This window comes from Pseudescherichia sp. AS216, from assembly GCF_037152055.1.
In the GTDB taxonomy this organism is placed as follows: domain Bacteria; phylum Pseudomonadota; class Gammaproteobacteria; order Enterobacterales; family Enterobacteriaceae; genus Pseudescherichia.
Genome location: NZ_JBBCMV010000005.1, coordinates 249338 through 273417, shown reverse-complemented (window position 1 = coordinate 273417; position 24080 = coordinate 249338). Strand labels below are relative to the sequence as shown.

The window sequence follows — 24080 nt, the reverse complement described above, 5'->3', positions numbered from 1 at the left end:
TCAGGAGTTCCCGGTTAAGAATGTGATCCAGATCACTCATTATTGTTGTAGCAGGCCCGGCGGCAGGGCTAATGCCTAAATCTGTGGATCAGCGCCCAGAGAGTTGTGCATATGCTCAATATAATCGCCAAAATTACCGTGTTAATTGAGCATGGATACAATGCGGGATGGTTGAGGCCTGATTATACTGATTCACGATTTCATTGCATCTGGTTAGTTAACTGATATTGCCTGCTATCGATAAATAATCAGGAAAATACACCTCATAAAAATATAAAAATAGATTACCGTGCCCGAGGATAAATAAATGATATTGGATACTGCCGTTGAGTCAAAAAAGGGTATGCCTACCCGCTATTTAATCTTGCTCATTATCTTTATCGTTACGGCGATTAACTATGCGGACCGCGCAACCCTCTCTATCGCCGGTACCGAAGTGGCCAAAGAGCTGCAGCTCAGCGCCGTCTCCATGGGCTATATCTTCTCCGCTTTCGGCTGGGCTTACCTGCTGATGCAGATCCCCGGCGGCTGGCTGCTGGACCGCTACGGTTCGAAGAAAGTCTACACCTACAGCCTCTTTTTCTGGTCGCTGTTCACCTTCGTGCAAGGGTTTGTTGACGTCTTTCCGCTGGCCTGGGCTGGCGTGTCGATGTTCATCATGCGCTTTATGCTGGGCTTCTCTGAAGCACCCTCATTCCCGGCGAACGCCCGCATCGTTGCCGCGTGGTTCCCGACCAAAGAGCGCGGTACGGCGTCGGCTATTTTCAACTCTGCCCAGTACTTCTCTCTGGCACTCTTCTCCCCACTGCTGGGCTGGCTGACCTTCGCCTGGGGCTGGGAGCATGTGTTTACGGTGATGGGCGTGATTGGCTTTGTGCTGACCGGCATGTGGGTGAAGTTTATCCATAATCCTACCGACCACCCGAACATGTCAGCCAACGAGCTGGAGTACATCACCAAGGGCGGCGCGGTGGTGGATATGGACCATAAAAAGCCGGGTGCGGCCGTGGCTGGGCCTAAAATGCACTACATCAAGCAATTATTGACCAACCGCATGATGCTGGGTGTGTTCTTCGGCCAGTATTTTATCAACACCATCACCTGGTTCTTCCTCACCTGGTTCCCTATCTACCTGGTGCAGGAGAAAGGGATGTCGATTCTGAAAGTGGGCCTCGTGGCCTCCATTCCGGCGCTGTGCGGCTTTGCAGGCGGCGTGCTGGGCGGAGTCTTCTCGGATCACCTGATCAAACGTGGCGCAACCATCACCCTGGCGCGTAAGCTGCCTATTGTGCTGGGCATGCTGCTGGCGTCGAGCATCATTCTGTGTAACTACACCGATAACACCACCCTGGTGGTCACGCTGATGGCCCTCGCATTCTTCGGAAAAGGGTTTGGTGCCCTCGGTTGGCCGGTGATCTCCGATACCGCGCCAAAAGAGATTGTTGGACTGTGCGGCGGGGTATTTAACGTGTTTGGCAACGTGGCCTCCATTGTCACCCCGCTGGTAATTGGTTACCTGGTCAGCGAGCTGCACTCCTTTAACGCTGCTCTGGTGTTCGTCGGCTGTTCAGCCCTGATGGCGATGTTCTGCTACCTGTTCGTGGTGGGCGACATCAAGCGTATGGAACTGCGGAATTAAGCAACGGTTACTTCAAGGTATAGATGATGACTAACGATATCTTCCCAAACAAATTCAAGGCTGCGCTGGCTGCGCATCAGATTCAGATTGGCTGCTGGTCCGCGCTGGCAAGCCCGATCAGCACCGAGGTGCTGGGCCTGGCGGGCTTTGACTGGCTGGTACTCGACGGCGAACACGCGCCGAACGATGTCACGACCTTTATCCCGCAGCTGATGGCCCTCAAGGGCAGCAGCAGCGCGCCGGTGGTTCGCGCCCCGGCTAACGATCCGATTGCCATTAAGCGCCTGCTTGATATCGGCTTCTACAACTTCCTCATCCCGTTTGTCGAGAGCGAAGAGGAAGCCGTGCTGGCGGTGGCCTCAACCCGCTATCCGCCGGAAGGCATTCGCGGCGTATCGGTCTCCCATCGCGCCAACATGTTTGGCACCGTGCCGGACTACTTTGGCCAGGCGAATAAAAACATCACCATTCTGGTACAGATTGAGAGCCAGCAGGGCGTGGATAACGTTGATGCCATCGCCGCCACCGACGGCGTGGATGGGATCTTCGTCGGCCCAAGCGACCTTGCTGCCGCGCTGGGCCACTTAGGCAACGCATCGCACCCGGAAGTACAGCGCTGCATTCAGCACATTTTTGCCCGTGCGAAAGCGCACGGTAAGCCGAGCGGCATCCTCGCGCCGGTAGAGGCGGATGCGCGCCGTTACCTGGAGTGGGGCGCAACCTTCGTTGCCGTAGGGAGTGACCTGGGCGTATTCCGCTCCGGAACCCAGCGTTTAGCTGATTCATTTAAGAAATAACCACCACCGAACAAGAGAGAGACGCAATATGACACTGAAAGTTGGTTTTATTGGCCTGGGCATCATGGGTAAACCAATGAGTAAAAACCTCATTAAAGCCGGTTACTCGCTGGTGGTTTCTGACCGTAATCCTGAGGCTATTGCTGAAGTAATTGCCGCCGGTGCAGAAACTGCCTCAACGGCAAAAGAGATTGCCGAGCGGTGTGATGTGATCATCACCATGCTGCCAAACTCCCCGCACGTGAAAGAGGTGGCGCTGGGCGAAGGCGGCATTATCGAAGGGGCGAAAGCGGGTACCGTGCTGATCGACATGAGCTCCATCGCACCGCTGGCCAGCCGTGAAATCAGCGACGCCCTGCAGGCGAAAGGCGTGCAGATGCTTGATGCGCCGGTTAGCGGCGGCGAGCCGAAAGCGATCGATGGCACGCTCTCCGTAATGGTGGGCGGCGATAAGGCGCTGTTCGATAAATACTACGACCTGCTGAAAGCGATGGCGGGCTCGGTGGTGCACACCGGCGACATCGGCGCGGGCAACGTTACCAAGCTGGCAAACCAGGTGATCGTGGCGCTGAACATTGCCGCCATGTCTGAAGCGCTGAGTCTGGCGACCAAGGCTGGCGTAAACCCGGATCTGGTGTTCCAGGCAATCCGTGGCGGCCTGGCCGGCAGCACCGTACTGGAAGCGAAAGCGCCGATGGTGCTGGATCGTAACTTCAAGCCGGGCTTCCGTATCGATCTGCACATCAAAGATCTGGCCAACGCGCTGGATACCTCTCACGGCGTGGGCGCGCAGCTGCCGCTGACCGCAGCGGTGATGGAGATGATGCAGGCGCTGCGTGCTGACGGTCACGGCAACGACGACCATAGCGCCCTCGCGTGCTACTACGAAAAACTGGCGAAAGTGGAAATCTCTCGCTAACAAAAAACGGGCGCGGAGACGCGCCCGGCATCTATGCCGCGTGCAGTAACAGGCTACTGATATGAAAATCGTAATCGCCCCAGACTCTTACAAGGAAAGCCTGTCTGCTACCGAGGTAGCCCAGGCGATAGAAAAAGGATTTCGGGAAATTTTTCCGGATGCACACTACGTCTCCGTTCCGGTCGCCGACGGTGGAGAAGGCACGGTTGAGGCGATGATCGCCGCTACCCAGGGCGCGGAGCATACGGCGTCGGTGACCGGCCCGCTGGGCGAGCGCGTAGACGCCCGCTGGGGCATGTCCGGCGACGGTCACACTGCGTTTATCGAGATGGCCGCCGCGAGCGGGCTGGCTCTCGTTCCCCCTGAATTACGTAATCCATTGATTACCACCTCGCGCGGCACCGGAGAGCTGATCCTGCATGCGCTGGAGCACGGCGCGCGAAATATCATTATTGGTATCGGCGGCAGCGCCACCAACGACGGTGGCGCAGGAATGGTCCAGGCGCTGGGCGCGAAGCTGTGCGATGCCAACGGTACCGAGATTGGCCACGGCGGCGGCAGCCTGATGAGCCTCAACACCATTGATATTAGCGGGCTGGATCCGCGTCTGGCTTCATGTACCCTCCGCGTTGCCTGTGATGTCACCAATCCCCTGACGGGGGAGCAGGGCGCATCGCGTATCTTTGGTCCACAGAAAGGGGCTACCGACGCGCAGATCGTCGAGCTGGATAACAACCTCAGCCACTATGCCGACGTGATTAAAAAATCCCTGCGCGTGGATGTTAAAGAGGTGGCCGGCGCAGGCGCGGCGGGCGGCATGGGCGCGGCGCTGATGGCTTTTCTTGGCGCAGAGTTGCGCAGCGGCATTGAGATCGTTACCCAGGCGCTGAACCTGGAAGAGCATATTCACGACTGTACGTTGGTGGTCACCGGCGAAGGGCGAATCGATAGCCAGAGTATTCACGGCAAGGTGCCCGTGGGCGTGGCGAAGGTGGCCAAGAAATACCACAAGCCGGTGATTGGCATTGCGGGCAGTCTGACCCATGACGTAGGCGTGGTTCATCAGTATGGCATCGATGCGGTGTTTAGCGTGCTGACCAGCATCGGCACGCTGGAAGAGGCCTTCCGCGGCGCATTTGACAATATCTACCGCGCTTCACGCAACATTGCCGCCACCCTGCGGGTCGGGATGTTGACGGAGGGGTGACAGCGGGACGTAAACCCTCTATACTTCGCGCCGAAGCTGACCAGACAGTCGCCGCTTCGTCGTCGTCCTCCTTCGGGGGAGACGGGCGGAGGGGAGGAAAGTCCGGGCTCCATAGGGCAAGGTGCCAGGTAACGCCTGGGGGGTGTCACAGCCCACGACCAGTGCAACAGAGAGCAAACCGCCGATGGCCCACGCAAGTGGGATCAGGTAAGGGTGAAAGGGTGCGGTAAGAGCGCACCGCGCGGCTGGTAACAGTCCGTGGCACGGTAAACTCCACCCGGAGCAAGGCCAAATAGGGGTTCATAAGGTACGGCCCGTACTGAACCCGGGTAGGCTGCTTGAGCCAGTGAGCGATTGCTGGCCTAGATGAATGACTGTCCAACGACAGAACCCGGCTTATCGGTCAGTTTCACTCTTTACACAGAACCCCGCCTCGGCGGGGTTTTTTTGTTTTTAACGTCACAACAAATCAGGCTCAGTCATACAGCCAGCGGCCCGCTTTTGCTGACTCAATCAGCATCTGAAGCGTAAGCGGTTTAGGTTGCACTTCCGGGACCCTTTGGGACGTTGGGCGAAGAAAGTTAGGCAGCATTCCCTTTTCATAAGGCCAGTATGAGAGGAAATTGAAGCGGCTACTATCAACGTTGAAGCGCTGAAAATAGTCTTTCATAATCTCATCCCCTGTTTCACGCGTCCAGGGGTATTTGCCGGTGGACAGGCTTGTCTCTGGCGTCAGCCCAGGCCTGGTTTTCGCAAACAGCGGTTTACTGTTATAGGTTGCGTCATACCACTCGGTAACCGCCTTTTCGATATCATTTACCATACTATTCCACGTTTTTATCTGCCCGGCGGCCGCCTGCACGGGCCTACGGTCTGGCATGTTCTGTAGGCCGGGCAAGCGCAGCGCCACCCGGCATTTTATGGGATAAAATCTCGCGTGATCCCTTTCACACATACACCCGCGTTAGAATATTTTTATTAATTCAGATGCAAACGCAGCGGGTGTTTCTCAAATTATCCCATTCAAATTAAGTAATAGCCAAGTTTTTCTCCCGCTTCATGTTTACGATTAATTTATACCAAAAACCGCGATATTAGCGGCATCGATAATAAAATCTGTCCCTACATTAATAAGCGAGAGCGTTATGAGCACTAATAATAGTGATGTGATGCAAGGCACATCAGCAGCAGCCCAACAAGCGGGCATGACGGAGCAGGCGTGGCGCGAGGCGATTAAATTCGACAGCACCGACACGGGCTGGGTTATTATGAGTATCGGTATGGCCATCGGCGCGGGCATTGTATTTTTACCGGTGCAGGTGGGGCTAATGGGGCTGTGGGTATTTCTGCTCTCCTCCATTATTGGCTACCCGGCAATGTATCTGTTCCAGCGGCTATTTATTAATACTCTGGCGGAGTCGCCTGAGTGCAAAGATTATCCCAGCGTCATTAGCGGCTATTTAGGTAAAAACTGGGGCGTCTTATTAGGTGCGCTCTACTTTATTATGCTGGTGATCTGGATGTTCGTCTACTCCACCGCCATCACCAACGACAGCGCCTCCTACCTGCACACCTTTGGTGTCACCCAAGGGCTGCTCTCCGATAACCCTTTCTATGGTCTGGTGCTAATCTGCATTCTGGTCGCCATCTCCTCGCGCGGGGAGAAGCTGCTGTTCAAGGTCTCAAGCCTGATGGTACTGACCAAGCTGCTGGTGGTGGCGGCCCTCGGCCTGAGCATGGTGGGGCTATGGCATCTCTACAACGCCGGGACGCTGCCACCCGCTGGCCTGCTGGTGAAGAACGCCATCATTACGCTGCCCTTTACCCTGACGTCCATTCTCTTTATCCAGACCCTCAGCCCGATGGTTATCTCCTACCGCGCCAAAGAGAAATCCATTGAGGTTGCTCGCTATAAGGCCCTGCGGGCAATGAATATCGCCTTTACCGTTCTGTTTGTTACCGTCTTTTTCTACGCCGTCTCATTTACCCTGGCGATGGGTCACGATGAAGCGGTAAAAGCCTACCAGCAAAATATCTCCGCGCTGGCTATTGCCGCCCAGTTTATCAGCGGCGACGGCGCAGGCTGGGTAAAAGTGGTCAGCGTTATTTTAAATATCTTTGCCGTAATGACCGCTTTCTTTGGTGTTTATCTCGGCTTCCGTGAGGCGACCCAGGGGATCGTCATGAACCTGCTGCGACGTAAATTCCCGACCCGGCAGTTTGATGAAAAGTATGTCCAGGGCGGGATCATGATCTTCGCTATCCTGCTGGCCTGGAGCGCCATTGTGCTGAATGCCCCGGTGCTGAGCTTCACCTCTATGTGTAGCCCGATATTTGGCATGATCGGCTGCTTAATTCCCGCCTGGCTGGTCTATAAGGTACCGACTCTGCATAAGTACAAAGGCCTGTCGCTGAAGATCATTATTATTACCGGCCTGCTGCTCTGTATTTCACCGCTGCTGGCCTTCGCCTGATGCTATTAACTGAATAAAACAGATGGACGCTATTATGTCAGATGCAAAATGGAACCCGATTTGGGATCGGTTTATCGAGATTGTCCGCCAGGAGGTTAAACCCGCGCTGGGCTGTACCGAACCGGTATCGCTGGCGCTGGCCAGCGCGACGGCCGCCGCACAGCTCTCCGGCAGGATCGAGCGCGTGGAGTGTTATGTTTCGCCTAACCTGCTGAAAAACGGTATGGGGGTCACCGTGCCGGGAACGGGCATGGTGGGTCTGCCGATTGCCGCTGCCCTCGGCGCGCTCGGAGGCGATGCTGCCGCCGGGCTGGAGGTACTCAAAGCCGCATCGCCAGAGGCGATAGCACATGCCAAAACGATGCTTGCGGATGGGCGGGTATGCGTCAGGCTACAGGAGCCGTGTGCCGAGATCCTCTACGCCCGCGCCTGTCTCTATACGGCGGATAGCGACGCCAGCGTAACGATCGAGGGCGATCATACCCGCATCGTCAGGATCGAAAAGCAGGGCGAGACGGTTTTTCAGCTTAGTGACCAGATGGAAGAGGGCCGTGAGGATCCGCTGGTGGCGCTGTCACAGACAACGCTGCGCGATATTTTGGCCTTTATTGAGCAGGCCCCGTTTGAGCGGATCCGTTTTATTCTTGATGCGGCCCGCCTGAACGATGCGCTCTCCCGGGAAGGTTTGGCGCGGGAGTGGGGTCTGCACATCGGCACCACGCTGCAAAAACAGTCCGATCGCGGCCTGCTGGCGAAGGATCTCTCTTCGGCGATTGTGATCCGTACCAGCGCCGCATCGGACGCACGAATGGGCGGCGCGACGCTGCCAGCAATGAGCAACTCGGGCTCCGGTAACCAGGGGATCGCCGCCACGCTGCCGGTTGTGGTCGTGGCTGAGTCTTTAAGTGAGAGCGAAGAGCGGCTGGCGCGGGCGCTGATGCTTTCCCATCTTAGCGCGATCTACATCCACCACCAGCTGCCTCGTCTCTCCGCGCTTTGCGCCGCGACGACGGCAGCCATGGGGGCGGCGGCAGGGATGGCGTGGTTAATGGATGGACGCTATGACACCCTTGCGCGGGCTATCAGCAGTATGATCGGCGACGTCAGCGGTATGATTTGCGATGGCGCATCCAACAGCTGCGCGATGAAAGTATCGACTAGCGTCTCGTCAGCGTGGAAAGCCGTGCTGATGGCGCTGGATGAGACCGCCGTGACCGGCAATGAGGGGATTGTGGCGCACGACGTCGAACAGTCGATCGCTAACCTCTGCGCCCTGGCCTGCCACGCTATGCAGGCCACCGACCGGCAGATCATCGACATTATGGCGCACAAAGCCTAGACACAAAGCCTAGAGACGTAAGCCGGGTCAGGCGAAGCCGCCGCCCGGCATCTTAGCTATACCGGCAAATCGACCAGCAGGGCTCGCAGCGGCGTATCCGCCACCAGCGTGATGTTTGCCTCATCGCGAATAAAGGCTCCGTCGCCGCAGGTGAGCGCCTTCTGCTCCTCCTGAGGCGTCAGGGCATGGAACCTACCGTGAATTGATTGCAGGTAAGCGCGCGGGCCATGCAGCTGAAAGCTGAGCTGCTCGCCCTCGTCCAGTTCAATATGGTGCAACCAGACCTGCTGGCGAAGCTGCATACTCTCATCATGCCCGTCTGGGGACGCCAGCAGCTGCTGCTGGCCCGCGAGGGCAATCTTTTGCATCGGTGCGTTCTCGCGTTCAGGGCAGGCGTCCAGCCAGAGCTGCATCCGCGTCAGGGACTTATCTTTGCTCAGGTTGTGTTCGCTATAGCTGATCCCCGGCTGGGTTGCAATCAGCAGCGCTTCTCCCGCCTTCACCTGCACATGATGGCCTTCGCTGTCGCGGTACTCGGCTTCACCCTCAAGGATCAGGTTGAGAATATCCACTTTAGGATAGGTACGCGGCTGGAACGACGCACCGGGGGCCAGCACCTCCTGGTTCAGCACCCGCAGGGAGGCATAGCCCAACAGCTTAGGATCAAAGTAGTGTCCAAAGGAGAAGGTGTAACGGGCCTGCAGCCATCCGAAATCTGCCTGTCCGCACTGTTTGGCTGTTCTGGTAGTAATCATAATTCTGACCTCTCTTTACACTAAATCAATGGTAAAGGTATGGACGCTGCATTGTTAGCCAGATATTCTGCCCGGTATGTTCAAATTTCCTGAATGAGAACGAGATGGCTAAAGAGAGAGCGTTGACGCTCGAAGCATTACGCGTGATGGATGCTATAGACAGACGCGGCAGTTTTGCCGCAGCGGCGGATGAGCTGGGCCGGGTACCTTCCGCGCTGAGCTATACCATGCAGAAGCTGGAGGAGGAGCTGGACGTGGTGCTCTTCGACCGCTCCGGGCACCGGACCAAATTTACCAACGTTGGGCGCATGCTGCTGGAGCGGGGACGCGTGCTGCTGGAGGCCGCCGACAAGCTGACTACCGATGCCGAAGCGCTGGCCCGTGGCTGGGAGACGCATCTGACGTTGGTGAGCGAAGCGCTGGTCCCCACGCCCGCGTTTTTCCCGCTGGTAGAGCGGCTGGCGACTAAAGCCAATACTCAACTCTCCATTATTACCGAAGTGCTGGCAGGGGCGTGGGAGCGCCTGGAGCAGGGCCGGGCGGATATCGTTATCGCTCCGGATATGCACTTCCGTTCGTCGTCAGAGATCAACTCGCGCAAGCTCTATACCCTTCTCAATGTCTACGTCGCCGCGCCGGATCACCCGATCCACCAGGAACCAGAGCCGCTCTCCGAGGTGACGCGGGTGAAATATCGCGGCGTTGCGGTGGCCGATACTGCCCGCGAGCGCCCGGTGCTTACCGTACAGCTGCTGGACAAGCAGCCGCGCCTGACGGTGAGCAGCCTGGAGGATAAACGCAACGCGCTGCTGGCCGGGCTAGGCGTAGCCACCATGCCTTACCCGCTGGTGGAGCAGGATATTGCCGAAGGGCGTCTGCGGGTGGTCAGCCCGGAGTCTACCAGCGAAGTGGATATCATTATGGCCTGGCGGCGCGACAGCATGGGTGAGGCGAAGGCCTGGTGTCTGCGGGAGATCCCGAAGCTTTTTGCAGGGAAATAGCAAATAAAAAGGGCACCCTGAAGGTGCCCTGACGGCTTAGCCGAAGCGAATATCGCGCCCGTGCGGCTCGTCCAGATCCTGCCACGGTCCGATGGAGATGATCCCCGTCGGGTTGATGGTCTTATGGCTGCGGTAGTAGTGGTTGCGAATGTGAGCGAAGTCCACGGTTTCGGCAATGCCCGGCATCTGATAGATATCGCGCAGGAAACCGTGCAGGTTCAGATAGTCGCTGATCCGGTGCTTATCACACTTGAAGTGTGTCACGTAGACCGGGTCAAAGCGAACCAACGTCGTCCACAGGCGAATATCCGCTTCTGTCAGGCGATTGCCGGTGAGATAGCGGTGCTGGCCAAGGATCTGCTCAAGGCGGGCCAGCGAGGCAAAGACATTCTCTACCGCCTCGTCATAGGCTTCCTGGCTGGTAGCGAACCCGGCTTTGTAGACGCCGTTATTCACGTTGTCGTAGATCCAGCTATTCAGCTCATCAATCTGCGCCCGCAATTCCGGCGGATAGTAGTCGCCCGCTTTCGCGCCGTGTGCGTCAAAGGCGGTATTGAACATGCGAATAATATCCGCAGATTCATTGCTGACGATGGTGTGGTTTTTCTTATCCCACAGCACCGGCACGGTAACGCGCCCGGTATAGTGCGGATCGGCATGAAGATAGAGCTGATAGAGAAAATCATGCTGATAGAGCTTGTCGCCGGTGGCGGCAGGAAAGCTATCGTCAAAGGTCCAGCCGCTCTCCAGCATCAGAGGGTTAACCACCGATACGTCGATAAATGGCTCAAGGCCTTTCAGCGTGCGCAGGATCAGCGTGCGGTGCGCCCATGGGCAGGCGAGGGAGACGTAAAGATGGTAGCGATCTTTCTCAGGTGCAAAACCGCCTTCGCCGGTCGGGCCTGCTTCGCCGTCTGCGGTTAGCCAGTTACGGAACGCGGACTCCGAGCGTTTAAACCGTCCGCCGGTTGACTTTGTATCGTACCAGACGTCATGCCAGACGCCGTCAATAAGCTGTCCCATGGTGCTCTCCTTACTGCCAGAAAAGGGTAAGCGGGAAGCGTTCGCTCTCCCCGCCTTGAATTGCTTTCAGTATAGAAGCCTTACCACTTTTTATTCAGAACGCGGTCGATGCTAAACGCGCCTGGACCGGTAATACCCAGCAGCAGGAAGCCGCCTGCGATGGTCAGGTTTTTCATGAACATGATGGAGTTCATGCCTTCAGCAAAGTTGCTGTGGAACAGGAACGCGGTGAGCAGCGTAAAGACGGCGGTAATCAGCGCGGTGGTACGGGTCAGGAAACCAAGCAGGATCGCCAGACCGCCGCCGAACTCAAGCAGGATAACCAGCGGCAGCATGAAGCCCGGTACGCCCATCGCTTCCATATACTGCTGCGTGCCGGCATAACCGGTGATTTTGCCCCAGCCAGCGGTAATGAACAGGATTGGCATCAGAATTCGCGCTACCAGAATACCAACATCTTCTAATTTTTTCATTTTACTCTCCATAAAGCCGCGGGGGCCAATAATGTCATTTTTCCAGCATTGGCAGGCGTATGCGCCTGTTCGCTGTCGATGGAGAGGATAATAAACGTGGCGTTGAAGGATTGTTAGCAAGGAAAACTGTCAATCTTTATCAAATAATATGATTGATAGCTATGCGGTTACGCCGGGCGGCGCTACGCTTGCACCGGCCTACACACTGCGTGGGCCGGTGCATGATGGTGATTAACGCAGGCGCTGCTGCTTGAGGGTGGTCTGAACCAGACGCCAGGTGCTCCACGCGGCAAAGCCACGTTTCGCCCAACGCAGCATCATGTTGGGATGGCGAACGGTGCGCACCGCCAACAGGCTACTGCCTACCAGCAGCCACGATCGCAGGCTGAGGAAGGTGTTCCAGCCACGATCGTAAGCGCCCGTCGTCTCTAGCCAGTCGCGACGACTGGCGGTCAAATCAAGGCGCTGCTGCTGGATCCGGCTTAGCAGCATCGCTTTGCGTTTAAGACGCTCCGCTTTACTACTGCTCACTATTTATCCTCCTCCAGCAGAGAACGATCGTTAGCCAGCTCGTCGCGCGTATGGCGCAGGAACGTGGATTGTCGAGCCTTATGCAGCGTCCAGAAACCGCCAATGATTGCGCCTACCAGCAGAACCACAGTGGTAGCGATCATCGCGTTAAGACGGTATTGAGGGTCGATAGCCCAGATGATGAGAACCATTAGGCTCATCAGGCCAAAGGCGGCCAGCAGCATGGTAAGCCCCAACATCAGGAGCATCTGGATGACGTTTGCTTTCTCTTCTTCCAGTTCCACCACGACCAGTCGCAGACGCGTTTCGACCATCTCAACGAGGATGGTCATAATGCGTTGCCCAATACCCAGGACGCTTTTTCCTGGCCCGCTTGTTTGACGTAGGTCAGCCATAATCAGCGACGCGTCAGCAGCACGCCCAGCACTACGCCGGCGGCAGCTGCAATCCCTACACCAGTCCACGGGTTCTCGCGCACGTATTCATCGGCGCGCGTGGCGGCTTCACGGGTTTGCTTGGCAATGACATCGCTGGTTTCACCCAGACGATAGCGGCTTTCGTGCAGAGCACGCTCTGCTTTAGTACGCAGCTTACTCAACTCTTCTTTCGATTTGTCCCCGGAGTTGCTTAATACCTCTTCCAGGGTATCCGTCAGGGATTTCAACTCAGCGCGCAGATGATCGGCAGTAGTATCTTTAGACTTAGACATAATTCTCTCCAGGTGAGCGAGTGGTAACTTCCTTTAATAATCACGGGCCTCAAGCGCACGCAGCTCTTCCTGCGCCTCTTTCAGCTTGTGTTCACGTTTGGTCACTTTATCCGCATCGCCTTTTTGCTGTGCTTCAGTCAGATCCTGCTGACGTTCAGCAACCTCTTCCTTTTGTTCAGCAATTTTTTTCTGGTGATCTGCGCGCAGCTTGCTGTCGGTGCAGTTGGCTTTTAACTCTTTGAGGGCGGTGTTCAGTCCGTCAACGCGGCTCTGATTATTATGCTTCTCGGCGTAGCTAATTTCGCGCAGGATATCCTGTTCTTTCTCCTGGCAAAGCGATACGGCCTGCGAAGCGGCGCTCAACGATAAAAGGCTTAACGCCAGTACGATGCGGTATCTCATTCTTATAACTTTCCCTATTGCAGTCAGTAAAAGAGTGACACTGTTCCCGTCTACTCAAGCATAGTAAGTAAACGCGAAGATCACCAAAGTAAGTGAAAAGATTCGGATTAGTAGAAGGTTAACCCAGACGGTGAGGGGTATCGCGCAGGCGGGTAAGCCAGGCTGCCGTCTGGTCGTCGTCGTCCTGAAGGGCAATGATATAGCCCTGCGGCAAAGTGCGGTCTAAGACCACTTTTGCCGCCGCGCTTTGCGCGCTGGAGTCAAAGGTAATGACCAGGGTGTCATTTTTCGGCGTGATGCTTTTGAAGCGGATCCCGTTAGCGTCGAGGTGATGCCAGACGGAGAAGCCGTCCGGTACGCTGACGCTCTGGTTACCCGGACGAATGGCCAGCGTCGACTCGCGCTGCTGGAGAGTACTCCAGGCAGCGAAGAGCAGGGTAAAGAGCATAACGGCGGCCAGCGCAAAGGCGCACTGATGAATGAGTGTGCGTCGCGTACGTCGATTACTGCCGATTTCCATATTTTTTCTTCCATAAAACGAACAGCGAGCCAACCAGCCCAACCACCAGCAGCACCACCGGCAGCAGCATCAGGCAGGACATGAGCGCATCTTCATATTTGCGAAACACGGGCGTCTTGCCCAGCAGATAACCAAAGGTTGTGAGGATCACGACCCACAGCAGGCCGCTCATCCAGTTGAAGAACTGGAAGCGCGCATTATTCAGGCCGGAAAGACCGGCGATGGTCGGCAGCAGGGTGCGCACAAAGGCAATAAAGCGGCCAACCAGCAGCGCCGAGAGCCCATGCTTATGAAACATATGGTGCGCCCGCTGATGGTAGTGTGCGGGCAGATGTGACAGCCAGTTCTGCACGATACGCGTGTTGCCGAGCCAGCGTCCCTGGATATAGCTTACCCAGCAGCCGAGGCTGGCGGCGGCGGTAAGCAGCAAAATCGTTTGCGGATAGCCCATCGCCCCTTTGGCAATTAAAACGCCGACCAGCACCAGCAGGCTATCACCCGGTAAAAATGCCGCTGGCAGCAGGCCGTTTTCCAGAAACAGGATCATAAATAAAACAAAATAGAGCATGCCGATCATGGAAGGATTCGCCAGCGTTTCGAAATCCTGGTGCCATAAAGCGTTCAGTAACTGGGTAAATAGTTCCATTCAGTGTTCCTGGTACATCGGTTAACGAATATCGGGGTTAACGCCGCTGGAGAGAAATTGCATCTAATTGTAACAAACGCCAGAGATCTGCGTCACTGAAAATGCGAATTTTAGGAATTGATTTTGCTTGCCGGGGAGGGGAGTGACAAAGGTATTTACACAGGCTGACACTCTATACGGTTACTGACCGCGTTATGTTATTGATTGCACAGCGCAGGCGCACCAGCGCCCGCGGCAAAAAGAGAAGGGTATTATTTTACGGCGGTTGCGGCGGTATCGAGGTGAACCACCGGATTTTCAGCAAACAGATAGCGGTCTGCATTGAACTCAAAGTCATCGCTGGTTTCATTGAACAGCATCAGCTTAGTGTTCTCCAGATGCTGCCACATTGCCACCTTTGCCGCATGCGGATCTTTACGAATCAGCGCTTTAAGGATTTGATCATGATCGTCACACCAGTTGTCTACGGTGCGGGCATCAATGTGATCGTGCAGTTTTTTCCAGTACGGGTTGTGCGTGCGCTGAGTCCACATTTTTTCCACAATTGCTGCCAGGGCGGTGTTCTGTGTGGCTAGCGCAACCTGAACATGGAACTGAAGATCCCACTCTGAGTCACGGAAGCACTTCTCCTGGCGCGCCTTATCCTGAATCTCCATCAGCTTCATGATGTCCTGCTTGGTCACCTGGGTGGCGGCAAACTCGGCAATATTACTTTCAATAAGCTGGCGAGCCTGTAACAGCTCAAACGGACCGTAGTTAGCAAACTCCATGGACTCATCGGGGATCTGCTGATACTTCGCCTGGTTAGAGATGACATGGATACCCGAGCCCTTGCGCACCTCAACGTAGCCTTCTACTTCCAGCATGATGATCGCTTCACGCACCACGGTGCGGCTAACGCTCTTCTCATCGGCTATAAAACGCTCGGCCGGCAGTTTGTCACCGACAAGATACACGCCGGCCTCAATGCGGCTCTTTAGCTCAGCGGCCAGCTGCTGATATAAACGGCGTGATTCGGTGATTTCCATTTGTGCTCCGGGCGAGACAGGATAGATAGATTTGTTATACCACTTTTCCTAAATTCTCACCATACCAGTAATGAAAAAGCCGCCCGAATAGTGCAGGCGGCTGTGCATTAAATATGTAATGCGTTATTGCAGTTTACTAGTGCTGGGTAGCCGGGCCACCGACAGCTCGTTTCTCTTCCTCAAGCTCGGCAGCGGACTTGCTCTTCAGCACGGTCCAGATAAGGATAGCGCCCATGATGTCGAACACGGCCAGTACGGCAAACAGCGGGCTGAAGCCGATGGTATCAGCCAGCGCACCGACTACCAGAGCAAACATGGTGCTCGCCGTCCAGGCCGCCATACCGGTCAGGCCGTTGGCAGTAGCCACTTCGTTACGACCAAATACGTCAGAGGAGAGGGTGATCAGCGCCCCAGACAGAGACTGGTGAGCAAAGCCGCCGATACACAGCAGGCCAATCGCCACATACGGGCTGGTGAACAGGCCGATCATGCCTGGGCCAATCATCAGAACCGCACCCATGGTCACTACCATTTTACGGGAGACGATCAGGTTCACGCCAAACCAGCGCTGGAACAGCGGCGGCAGGTAGCCCCCAACGATACAGCCGAGGTCTGCGAACAGCATAGGCATCCAGGCGAACATGGCGATCTCTTTCAGGTTAAAGCCGTAGACTTTAAACATGAACAGCGGGATCCAGGCGTTGAAGGTACCCCAGGCTGGCTCTGCCAGGAAACGCGGCAGCGCGATGCCCCAGAACTGGCGGGTACCCAGAATCTGCCAGACGGTCATCTTCTTACCGTTGTTGGTCTGGTGCTGTGCTTCCTGACCGCCAATGATGTATTCACGTTCTTCTTCAGACAGCTTCTTCTGATCGCGCGGGTGTTTGTAGAAAATCAGCCAGGCCATCGCCCAGGCGAAGCTCAGCACGCCGGAGATAATGAAGGCCAGCTGCCAGCTGTGCATGACGATTGCCCATACCACCAGCGGCGGTGCAATCATCGCCCCGATAGAGGAGCCAACGTTGAAGTAGCCTACGGCGATAGAACGCTCTTTTGCCGGGAACCACTCGGAGGCGGCTTTCAGGCCTGCCGGGATCATCGCAGCTTCAGCGGCACCTACTGCACCACGTGCCAGCGCTAAGCCACCCCAGCTGCCTGCCAGCGCCGTAGCACCGCAGAAGATTGCCCAGGTCACAGCAAAGACGGCGTAGCCTACTTTGGTACCCAGAATATCCAGCACGTAGCCAGCAACCGGCTGCATGATGGTGTAGGCGGCGGAATAAGCCGCGATGATATAAGAGTACTGCTGCGTGGAGATGTGCAGCTCTTCCATTAGCGTCGGCGCAGCCGCCGCAATGGTGTTACGGGTCAGGTAGCCAAGCACGGTGCCCAGCGTCACCAGCGCTATCATGTACCAACGTAAACCTTTAATTTTACGCATGTAAAACCTCATCGTTATGTTATTTCCGCCTTGGGCGGGCCCTCCTCCGGAGCGAGCCGGGAGAGGTGTAACGGGGGGCGTAGCCGGGAGTAACTCCCGAAACGGCCCGGACCTTGCCATCAGTGTGCGTGCACAAGTCGGTATCCGTACCGGTAAACTCAGTGATAAATCACCTGTAATGCATTCCGTCGGTATATGTTTCGCGACGGCAGAAAGATAACTTGTCATACAACTTTAAAAGGTGAGTGACATCACAAAAGTGCTTTTCTCTGTGTGGGCATTATTTCCCGTCAGCAAAGCCAGAGCTGGTGCGGGTTAGCGGCGAGTTTACCCCCTTGAGGGTAATTTTTTTGTCAGCGTTTATTGATCTAACTCACGAAAATATCTTCGGTCTATAGAAATTGGTGTGATAACTTTGTCAGCATTGAACGTACGCATCTAACGCACTCGTTTAGAGGAAGACGATAATGACCGCTTTTATGACCGAAGATTTCCTGCTGGATACCGAATTTGCTCGCCGTCTGTACCATGATTACGCGAAAGATCAGCCGATTTTCGACTATCATTGCCACCTGCCGCCGCAGCAGATTGCGGACAACTACCGTTTCAAAAACCTGTATGACATCTGGTTGAAAGGCGATCACTATAAGTGGCGTGCAATGCGTACCAACGGCGTGCCTGAGCGCCTGTGTACCGGCGACGCCTCTGACCGCGAGAAGTTTGACGCGTGGGCCGCTACCGTACCGCACACCATTGGCAACCCGTTATACCACTGGACGCACCTCGAACTGCGCCGCCCGTTTGGTATTACAGGTAAGCTGCTCTCTCCGGCGACCGCCGATGAGATTTGGGAGCAGGGCAATGCGCTGCTGGCCCAGGATAAATTCTCCGCGCGCGGTATCATGCAGCAGATGAATGTGAAGATGGTCGGCACCACCGACGATCCGATCGACTCTCTGGAGCATCATGCCAGCGTGGCTAAAGACACCGACTTCACCATCAAAGTGCTGCCGAGCTGGCGTCCGGATAAGGCGTTCAACATCGAGCTGGCGACCTTTAACGACTACATGGCGAAGCTGGGTGAAGTCTCTGATACCGACATCCGCCGCTTTAGCGATCTGCAATCCGCGCTGACCAAGCGTCTGGATCACTTTGCCGCCCACGGCTGTAAAGTCTCTGACCATGCGCTGGACGTGGTGCTGTTTGCCGAAGCGAGCGAAGCCGAGCTGGACAGCATTCTTGCACGTCGTCTCTCAGGCGAAACCCTGAGCGAACATGAAGTGGCGCAGTTTAAAACTGCGGTGCTGGTCTTCCTCGGCGCAGAATATGCCCGTCGCGAATGGGTACAGCAGTACCACATTGGCGCGCTGCGTAATAACAACCTGCGCCAGTTCAAACTGCTGGGGCCGGATGTTGGCTTCGACTCCATCAACGACCGTCCGATGGCGGAAGAGCTCTCTAAACTGCTGAGCAAGCAGAATGAAGAGAACCTGCTGCCGAAAACCATTCTTTACTGCCTGAACCCGCGCGATAACGAAGTGCTGGGGACCATGATCGGCAACTTCCAGGGTGAAGGTATGCCGGGCAAAATGCAGTTCGGCTCCGGCTGGTGGTTTAACGATCAGAAGGATGGCATGGAGCGTCAGATGACCCAGCTGGCACAGCTTGGCCTGTTAAGCCGCTTCGTGGGTATGCTGACCGATAGCCGCAGCTTCCTCTCCTACACCCGTCACGAGTACTTCCGTCGCATCCTGTGCCAGATGATTGGCCGCTGGGTCGCCGCCGGGGAAGCACCGGCAGATATCCAGCTGCTGGGCGAGATGGTGAGAAATATCTGCTTTAACAATGCGCGTGATTACTTCGCGATTGAACTGAACTAAGGCCGTTTGAGGTTGATATGCAATACATCAAGATCCATTCGCTAGATAACGTCGCAGTCGCTCTGGCTGACCTGGCGGAAGGCGCGGAAATTTCTGTCGATAACCACACCGTGCAACTGCGCCAGCCGGTGGGACGCGGGCATAAGTTTGCCCTGCAGCCCATCCCGCAGGGGCAAAACGTGGTGAAATACGGTCTGCCGATTGGTCACGCCACGGCAGATATCGCAGCGGGTGAATACATTCACTCTCACAATGCGCGCACCAATCTGAGCGATCTGGACGAGTATAGCTATCAACCCGATCTTCAGGCTGTGCAGGCGCAGGCGGCAGATCGTGACGTTGAGATCTACCGCCGGGCCAACGGCGAAGTGGGGATCCGCAATGAGCTGTGGATCCTGCCGACCGTTGGCTGCGTCAACGGCATCGCTCGCCAGATCCAGACCCGTTTCTTAAAAGAGACGCAGAATGCTGAAGGCACCGACGGCGTCTTCCTGTTCAGCCATACCTACGGCTGCTCTCAGCTTGGGGACGACCACGTCAACACCCGCACCATGCTGCAAAACATGGTGCGCCACCCTAACGCGGGTGCGGTGCTGGTGATTGGTCTCGGCTGTGAGAACAACCAGGTTGATGTGTTCCGCGAAACGCTGGGCGATTTCGACCCAGACCGCGTCCACTTTATGGTCTGCCAACACCAGGAAGACGAAGTGGAAGCGGGCCTGGAGCATATGCACCAGCTCTATAACGCGATGCGTAATGATAAACGCGAACCGGGCAAGCTGAGCGAGCTGAAATTTGGCCTTGAGTGCGGCGGCTCCGATGGCCTCTCTGGCATCACCGCCAACCCAATGCTGGGTCGCTTCTCGGACTACGTGATCGGCAACGGCGGTACTACCGTGCTGACCGAAGTACCGGAGATGTTTGGTGCCGAGCAGATCCTGATGAGCCACTGCCGCGATGAGTCCACGTTTGAAAAAACCGTCACCATGGTGAACGACTTCAAACAGTACTTTATCGCCCACAACCAGCCGATCTACGAGAACCCATCGCCGGGTAACAAAGCGGGTGGCATTACCACCCTGGAAGAGAAGTCGCTGGGCTGCACCCAGAAAGCAGGGGCCAGCCAGGTGGTTGACGTGCTGCGCTACGGCGAGCGTCTGAAAACCCATGGTCTTAACCTGCTGAGCGCGCCGGGTAACGACGCCGTTGCCACCAGCGCCCTGGCTGGCGCGGGCTGCCATATGGTGCTCTTCTCTACCGGACGCGGTACGCCTTACGGCGGCTTTGTGCCGACGGTGAAAATCGCCACCAACAGCGAGCTGGCGGCGAAGAAAAAGCACTGGATCGACTTCGATGCCGGTCAGCTGATCCACGGCAAACTGATGCCGCAGGTGCTGACCGAGTTTGTGGATACCATCGTTGAGATTGCTAACGGCAAACAGACTTGCAACGAACGCAACGAGTTCCGCGAGCTGGCGATCTTTAAGAGTGGTGTGACGCTGTAAGGCTGATTGCCGGGCGGCACTGCGTTTGCCCGGCCTATTCACTGCGTACTCAATGCAAGCCCGGTAAGCGTCAGCGCCACCGGGCTTTTTTTAACTGTTTCTTTTTAACTATTTTTTTAACTGCGCAGGGCGTTTTTCGCCAGGCGCTCGTCTTCAGCCATACAGGCCGCGGCGGTAAAGAGCACGTCGGTGGAGGAGTTCAGCGCCGTCTCGCAGGAGTCCTGCAGCACGCCAATAATAAAGCCCACCGCCACTACCTGCATGGCCACATCGTTCGGGATGCCAAACATATTACAGGCCAGCGGGATCAGCAGCAGCGAGCCACCCGCCACGCCGGAAGCACCGCAGGCGCACAGGGAGGCAACTACGCTCAACAGCAGCGCCGTAGGCAGATCCACCGGAATACCCAGAGTGTGTACCGCCGCGAGGGTCAGCACCGTAATGGTGATGGCCGCGCCCGCCATATTGATGGTCGCGCCCAGCGGCACGGAGACGGAGTAGGTGTCGCGGTCCAGGTTCAGCTTTTCGCACAGCGCCATGTTAACCGGGATATTAGCCGCCGAGCTGCGAGTGAAGAAGGCGTAGACGCCGCTTTCGCGCAGGCACATCAACACCAGCGGATAGGGGTTACGGCGGATCTTCCAGAACACCAGCAGCGGGTTGATGATCAGCGCTACCAGCAGCATGCAGCCGATCAGAACCACCAGCAGCTGGGCATAGCCAAACAGGGTGTCAAACCCGGTAGTGGCAAGGGTCGAGGCAACCAGGCCGAAGATACCGACAGGAGCAAAGCGGATCACCAGCTGCACCATAAAGGTCACCGCGTTCGAGAAGTCATTGATCAGAGCCTTCGTGCTCTCGTTGCCATGGCGCAGCGCGAAGCCCAGACCCACAGCCCAGACCAGAATGCCAATGTAGTTGGCGTTCAACAGGGCATCGACCGGATTAGAGACCATGCTCATCAACAGGCCGCGTAATACCTCAACGATACCTGACGGCGGCGTGATCTCTGTCGCGCCGGTAACCAGATGCAGCGTCGAAGGGAACAGGAAGCTGAACACCACCGCCGTCAGCGCGGCGGAGAAGGTACCTAGCAGATAGAGAAACAGAATAGGGCGGATACTGGTTTTCTGCCCGTGCTGATGGTTGGCAATAGAGGCCATAACCAGCATCAGGACCAGCACCGGCGCGACGGCCTTCAGCGCGCCAACGAAGAGGGTGCCAAGCAGCCCCACGGCAATGGCCGCAGGTTTGGAGATCCACGCCAGCAGAATACCGAGCACCAGCCCGACAAGGATCTGTTTTACGAGGCTGCCCTGCATGATATGCCTGAGCAGGCCAGACGGTTGTGTCGCCATGATAGTTCCTTAAGTGAAATTGTGTTCCAGCCGAAGTGTGCTCTATGTCACGTTTATGTCCGGATGTAACTAAATGTTTGCCTGGTTGAGTATATGGAAAGAACTATCGAGGGGAAGTGCAACGTGCTGGATTTTACGTACTGCGTCAAAGTTTTTAACTAATTATTTACATTTTTCCGGGCGGCGCTCACGCCGCCCGGGGTAATGATTATGAGAGCCGCTGTTTCTTGTCGTTCTGATGGTTAACCCAGGCATTGATCAGCAGGGTCACCGCCAGGATACCGCCCACTACACCCAGCGAGATAGCGATCGGGATATGGTAGAAATCGACGATCAGCATCTTGATACCGATAAACACCAGGATCACCGACAGGCCATACTTCAGCATCGCAAAACGCTCCGCCACGCCCGCCAGCAGGAAGTACATCGCACGCAGACCGAGGATCGCGAACAGGTTTGAGGTCAGCACGATAAACGGGTCAGTGGTGACGGCGAAGATCGCCGGGATACTGTCCACCGCAAAGATCACGTCGCTCAACTCCACAAGGATCAGCACCAGCAGCAGCGGCGTAGCGAACAGCAGGCCGTTGCGGCGCACAAAGAAGTGCTCGCTCTCAATGGTATCGGTCATGCGCAGATGGCTGCGCAGCCAGCGCACCATCGGCTTATCGCCAATTCCGGCCTCGTCCTCTTTCGCCAGCGCCATCTTGACCCCGGTAAAGAGCAGGAACGCACCGAAGACGTAGAGCAGCCACTCGAACTGCGAGATCAGCCAGCTACCGGCGAAGATCATGATGGTACGCAGCACAATCGCGCCCAGTACGCCGTAGATCAGCACCCGACGCTGTAGGGCTGGCGGGATAGAGAAGTAGCTGAACAGCATCAGCCAGACAAAGACGTTATCCACCGCCAGCGCTTTTTCGATCAGGTAGCCGGTGAGGAAGGCGAGCGCCTGCGGATCGGCCACGGCCCGTCCTTCGGTGCTTGCCAGATACCACCAGAAAGCGGCGTTAAACAGCAGGGAGAGGGTAACCCACAGGATCGACCAGCCGGCCGCCTGTTTCATGGTCATGGTATGGGTGCCACGACGGCCATGAAGCAGAAGGTCGATAGCCAGCATGATCACAACCACTACAGCGAATCCGCCCCACAGGAGCGGTGTGCCGACACTATTCATAGAGAGTTCCTTGCAATAAAAACAAAAACGGCCAACGTCGAAAGACGGCAGCCGCTTGTTTTTAGAGCACAGGGCCTCGCCTTTCGGCAAGGTCTCACTTACACCCTGTTGAGGGTGCCCGGCGACCGGATGCGTAAACGCATCGTAATGACGACCTGCCGGCGAAGAAGTTACTCCCCTTTGCTAGTAACAAAATATGTCAGAGCAGAGAGGGCGTCAATGTCAGCCCCCTCCTGTTTTACATACCTTTACGCCGGTAAGTGAGTGGCAGGCGTGGTGTCTGCCGGGAACACCACGCCCGTCTGGCGGCGGATCTCGGTCAGCAGCCTGGCGGTAATGCGGCTCACCTCAAGTCCTGCGTGGTTAACCGCGTTCTCATCCACCAGGTGGGCAAACCGCTCCGCTTCATAGAGCATGGTGTTGATATGCTGCGGCTGGGTGATCTCCTGCGGCTTACCGCCCCGGGGCACAAAAGACACACGCTGGCACTCGGAGAGATGTTCAATCACCAGTGCGCCATCTTCCCCCTGAATCTCACTTGCCAACGAGGAGTCGCTGACCTTGGAGTGCTGCAATGTGACGCTAAAGTCACCGTAGTTCAGCACCGCCACGCCGTGACCGTCAACGCCGCTCGGCAGCAGGCTGGCACTAGCCTGCACGCTCTGCGGCTCGCCCCACAGCGCCACCGCTGAAGCCAGGCAGTAGAAGCCAATATCCATGATCGAGCCGTTAGAGAAGGCCGGATTGAAGGTATTGGGGTTTTCGCCGTTGAGGTAGCGCGGATAGCGTGAGGAGTACTGGCAGTAGTTGAAGAACACCTTCCGCAGCTTGCCCACCTTCGGCAGCGACTGCTGTACCAGCTGGAAGTTGGGCAGCGCGGCAGTCTTAAACGCTTCAAACAGCACTACACCGTTTTCCCGCGCAACCGCGATGGCCGCCTCGACCTCCTGTAAGTTTGAGGCCAGCGGCTTCTCGCAGATCACATGCTTCTTATGCCGCAAAAAGAGTTCGGTTTGCGGGAAGTGCAGCGAGTTTGGGCTGGCGATATATACCGCGTCGATAGATTCACTCTGGGCCAGGGCGTCGAGCGAGGTAAAGAGATGCTCAACGGGATAATCGCTGGCAAAGTGCTCGGCTTGCTCAAGGCTGCGGGAGTAGACGCCGGTCAGCTTCAGCTTGCCGGTCTCATGGGCGGCATCAACGAACTGGCGGGTGATCCAGTTGGTGCCAACGACTGCGAAACGTATCATAAATCC

Annotated in this window: 24 protein-coding genes and 1 other RNA gene; 10 read left to right on the top strand and 15 right to left on the bottom strand. The window is 56.3% G+C overall.

Going from position 1 to position 24080, the window contains the following annotated elements; genetic code table 11:
• Positions 1–307: 307 nt before the first annotated feature.
• From WFN61_RS16245 to rnpB, 5 genes are all read left to right on the top strand, one after another.
• Positions 308–1639, top strand: a complete 1332-nt coding sequence (locus tag WFN61_RS16245; protein ID WP_257758940.1) for an MFS transporter — start codon at positions 308–310, stop codon at positions 1637–1639.
• 26 nt (positions 1640–1665) lie between these two features.
• A complete protein-coding gene (gene garL, locus WFN61_RS16240; RefSeq protein WP_337038973.1) occupies positions 1666–2436 on the top strand; it encodes a 2-dehydro-3-deoxyglucarate aldolase in 771 nt (256 codons plus the stop codon).
• A 28-nt stretch (positions 2437–2464) separates the two neighbouring features.
• Positions 2465–3355: a 2-hydroxy-3-oxopropionate reductase gene (gene garR, locus WFN61_RS16235; RefSeq protein WP_144817520.1), complete on the top strand. Its 891-nt coding sequence runs from the start codon at positions 2465–2467 to the stop codon at positions 3353–3355.
• Between the two features lie 61 nt (positions 3356–3416).
• Positions 3417–4562, top strand: coding sequence for a glycerate 2-kinase (gene garK / locus WFN61_RS16230; protein WP_337038943.1), 1146 nt, complete (start codon positions 3417–3419; stop codon positions 4560–4562).
• A 32-nt stretch (positions 4563–4594) separates the two neighbouring features.
• An RNA gene (gene rnpB / locus WFN61_RS16225) (RNase P RNA component class A) lies at positions 4595–4977 on the top strand.
• Between the two features lie 60 nt (positions 4978–5037).
• Here rnpB and WFN61_RS16220 read toward each other — a convergent pair.
• Complete coding sequence (locus WFN61_RS16220) at positions 5038–5385, bottom strand: DUF1493 family protein (RefSeq protein WP_312178074.1); 348 nt, start codon at positions 5383–5385, stop codon at positions 5038–5040.
• Positions 5386–5707: 322 nt separating this feature from the next.
• On the opposite strand from WFN61_RS16220, the gene WFN61_RS16215 reads away from it, so the two are divergent.
• Positions 5708–7036 carry a hypothetical protein gene (locus tag WFN61_RS16215; protein ID WP_337038942.1) on the top strand — a complete coding sequence of 443 codons (1329 nt, stop codon included), beginning with the start codon at positions 5708–5710 and terminating at the stop codon, positions 7034–7036.
• 34 nt (positions 7037–7070) lie between these two features.
• The gene (locus tag WFN61_RS16210; protein ID WP_337038941.1) at positions 7071–8375 is read left to right on the top strand and encodes an L-cysteine desulfidase family protein; all 1305 of its coding nucleotides are present in this window, start codon (positions 7071–7073) and stop codon (positions 8373–8375) included.
• A 56-nt stretch (positions 8376–8431) separates the two neighbouring features.
• On the opposite strand, the gene WFN61_RS16205 is transcribed toward WFN61_RS16210, so the two are convergent.
• Positions 8432–9130, bottom strand: coding sequence for a pirin family protein (locus WFN61_RS16205; RefSeq protein ID WP_312178077.1), 699 nt, complete (start codon positions 9128–9130; stop codon positions 8432–8434).
• 104 nt (positions 9131–9234) lie between these two features.
• Here WFN61_RS16205 and yhaJ point away from each other — a divergent pair, with 104 nt between their 5' ends.
• Positions 9235–10131, top strand: coding sequence for a DNA-binding transcriptional regulator YhaJ (yhaJ, locus tag WFN61_RS16200; RefSeq protein ID WP_042390213.1), 897 nt, complete (start codon positions 9235–9237; stop codon positions 10129–10131).
• A 36-nt stretch (positions 10132–10167) separates the two neighbouring features.
• On the opposite strand, the gene WFN61_RS16195 is transcribed toward yhaJ, so the two are convergent.
• The 10 genes from WFN61_RS16195 to WFN61_RS16150 all read right to left on the bottom strand — a co-directional run bounded on the left by WFN61_RS16195 (position 10168) and on the right by WFN61_RS16150 (position 16904).
• Positions 10168–11154, bottom strand: a complete 987-nt coding sequence (locus WFN61_RS16195; RefSeq protein WP_312632664.1) for a glutathione S-transferase family protein — start codon at positions 11152–11154, stop codon at positions 10168–10170.
• 80 nt (positions 11155–11234) lie between these two features.
• Positions 11235–11627 carry a DoxX family protein gene (locus tag WFN61_RS16190; protein ID WP_186370561.1) on the bottom strand — a complete coding sequence of 131 codons (393 nt, stop codon included), beginning with the start codon at positions 11625–11627 and terminating at the stop codon, positions 11235–11237.
• A 231-nt stretch (positions 11628–11858) separates the two neighbouring features.
• Positions 11859–12119, bottom strand: a complete 261-nt coding sequence (locus WFN61_RS16185) for a YqjK-like family protein (protein ID WP_144817705.1) — start codon at positions 12117–12119, stop codon at positions 11859–11861.
• A 38-nt stretch (positions 12120–12157) separates the two neighbouring features.
• The gene (locus WFN61_RS16180; protein WP_144817528.1) at positions 12158–12553 is read right to left on the bottom strand and encodes a phage holin family protein; all 396 of its coding nucleotides are present in this window, start codon (positions 12551–12553) and stop codon (positions 12158–12160) included.
• Between the two features lie 2 nt (positions 12554–12555).
• A complete protein-coding gene (locus tag WFN61_RS16175) occupies positions 12556–12867 on the bottom strand; it encodes a DUF883 family protein (RefSeq protein WP_042390221.1) in 312 nt (103 codons plus the stop codon).
• Between the two features lie 33 nt (positions 12868–12900).
• A complete protein-coding gene (locus WFN61_RS16170; RefSeq protein ID WP_042390222.1) occupies positions 12901–13269 on the bottom strand; it encodes a DUF1090 domain-containing protein in 369 nt (122 codons plus the stop codon).
• Between the two features lie 118 nt (positions 13270–13387).
• Positions 13388–13789 (bottom strand): EnvZ/OmpR regulon moderator MzrA, encoded by a 402-nt coding sequence (gene mzrA, locus WFN61_RS16165; protein WP_144817529.1) that lies wholly within the window; start codon positions 13787–13789, stop codon positions 13388–13390.
• Positions 13773–14435, bottom strand: a complete 663-nt coding sequence (gene yqjA / locus WFN61_RS16160) for a DedA family general envelope maintenance protein YqjA (RefSeq protein WP_144817530.1) — start codon at positions 14433–14435, stop codon at positions 13773–13775. The genes mzrA and yqjA overlap by 17 nt, the downstream gene beginning before the upstream one ends.
• 251 nt (positions 14436–14686) lie before the next feature.
• Positions 14687–15463, bottom strand: coding sequence for a transcriptional regulator ExuR (gene exuR, locus WFN61_RS16155; RefSeq protein ID WP_144817531.1), 777 nt, complete (start codon positions 15461–15463; stop codon positions 14687–14689).
• Between the two features lie 136 nt (positions 15464–15599).
• Entirely contained in the window at positions 15600–16904 is a 1305-nt protein-coding gene (locus tag WFN61_RS16150; protein WP_222889507.1) for an MFS transporter, read from the bottom strand.
• A 467-nt stretch (positions 16905–17371) separates the two neighbouring features.
• Here WFN61_RS16150 and uxaC point away from each other — a divergent pair, with 467 nt between their 5' ends.
• Both uxaC and WFN61_RS16140 read left to right on the top strand, forming a co-directional pair.
• Positions 17372–18784: a glucuronate isomerase gene (uxaC, locus tag WFN61_RS16145; RefSeq protein ID WP_144817533.1), complete on the top strand. Its 1413-nt coding sequence runs from the start codon at positions 17372–17374 to the stop codon at positions 18782–18784.
• Between the two features lie 17 nt (positions 18785–18801).
• The gene (locus tag WFN61_RS16140) at positions 18802–20289 is read left to right on the top strand and encodes a UxaA family hydrolase (protein WP_144817534.1); all 1488 of its coding nucleotides are present in this window, start codon (positions 18802–18804) and stop codon (positions 20287–20289) included.
• A 116-nt stretch (positions 20290–20405) separates the two neighbouring features.
• Here the strand turns inward: WFN61_RS16140 and sstT are convergent, their stop codons facing one another.
• From sstT to WFN61_RS16125, 3 genes are all read right to left on the bottom strand, one after another.
• Positions 20406–21647, bottom strand: coding sequence for a serine/threonine transporter SstT (gene sstT / locus WFN61_RS16135; protein WP_257758947.1), 1242 nt, complete (start codon positions 21645–21647; stop codon positions 20406–20408).
• A gap of 208 nt (positions 21648–21855) precedes the next feature.
• Positions 21856–22824 (bottom strand): TerC family protein, encoded by a 969-nt coding sequence (locus tag WFN61_RS16130; protein WP_144817536.1) that lies wholly within the window; start codon positions 22822–22824, stop codon positions 21856–21858.
• Positions 22825–23072: 248 nt separating this feature from the next.
• Positions 23073–24074 (bottom strand): Gfo/Idh/MocA family protein, encoded by a 1002-nt coding sequence (locus WFN61_RS16125; RefSeq protein ID WP_337038940.1) that lies wholly within the window; start codon positions 24072–24074, stop codon positions 23073–23075.
• Between the last annotated feature and the right edge of the window lie 6 nt (positions 24075–24080).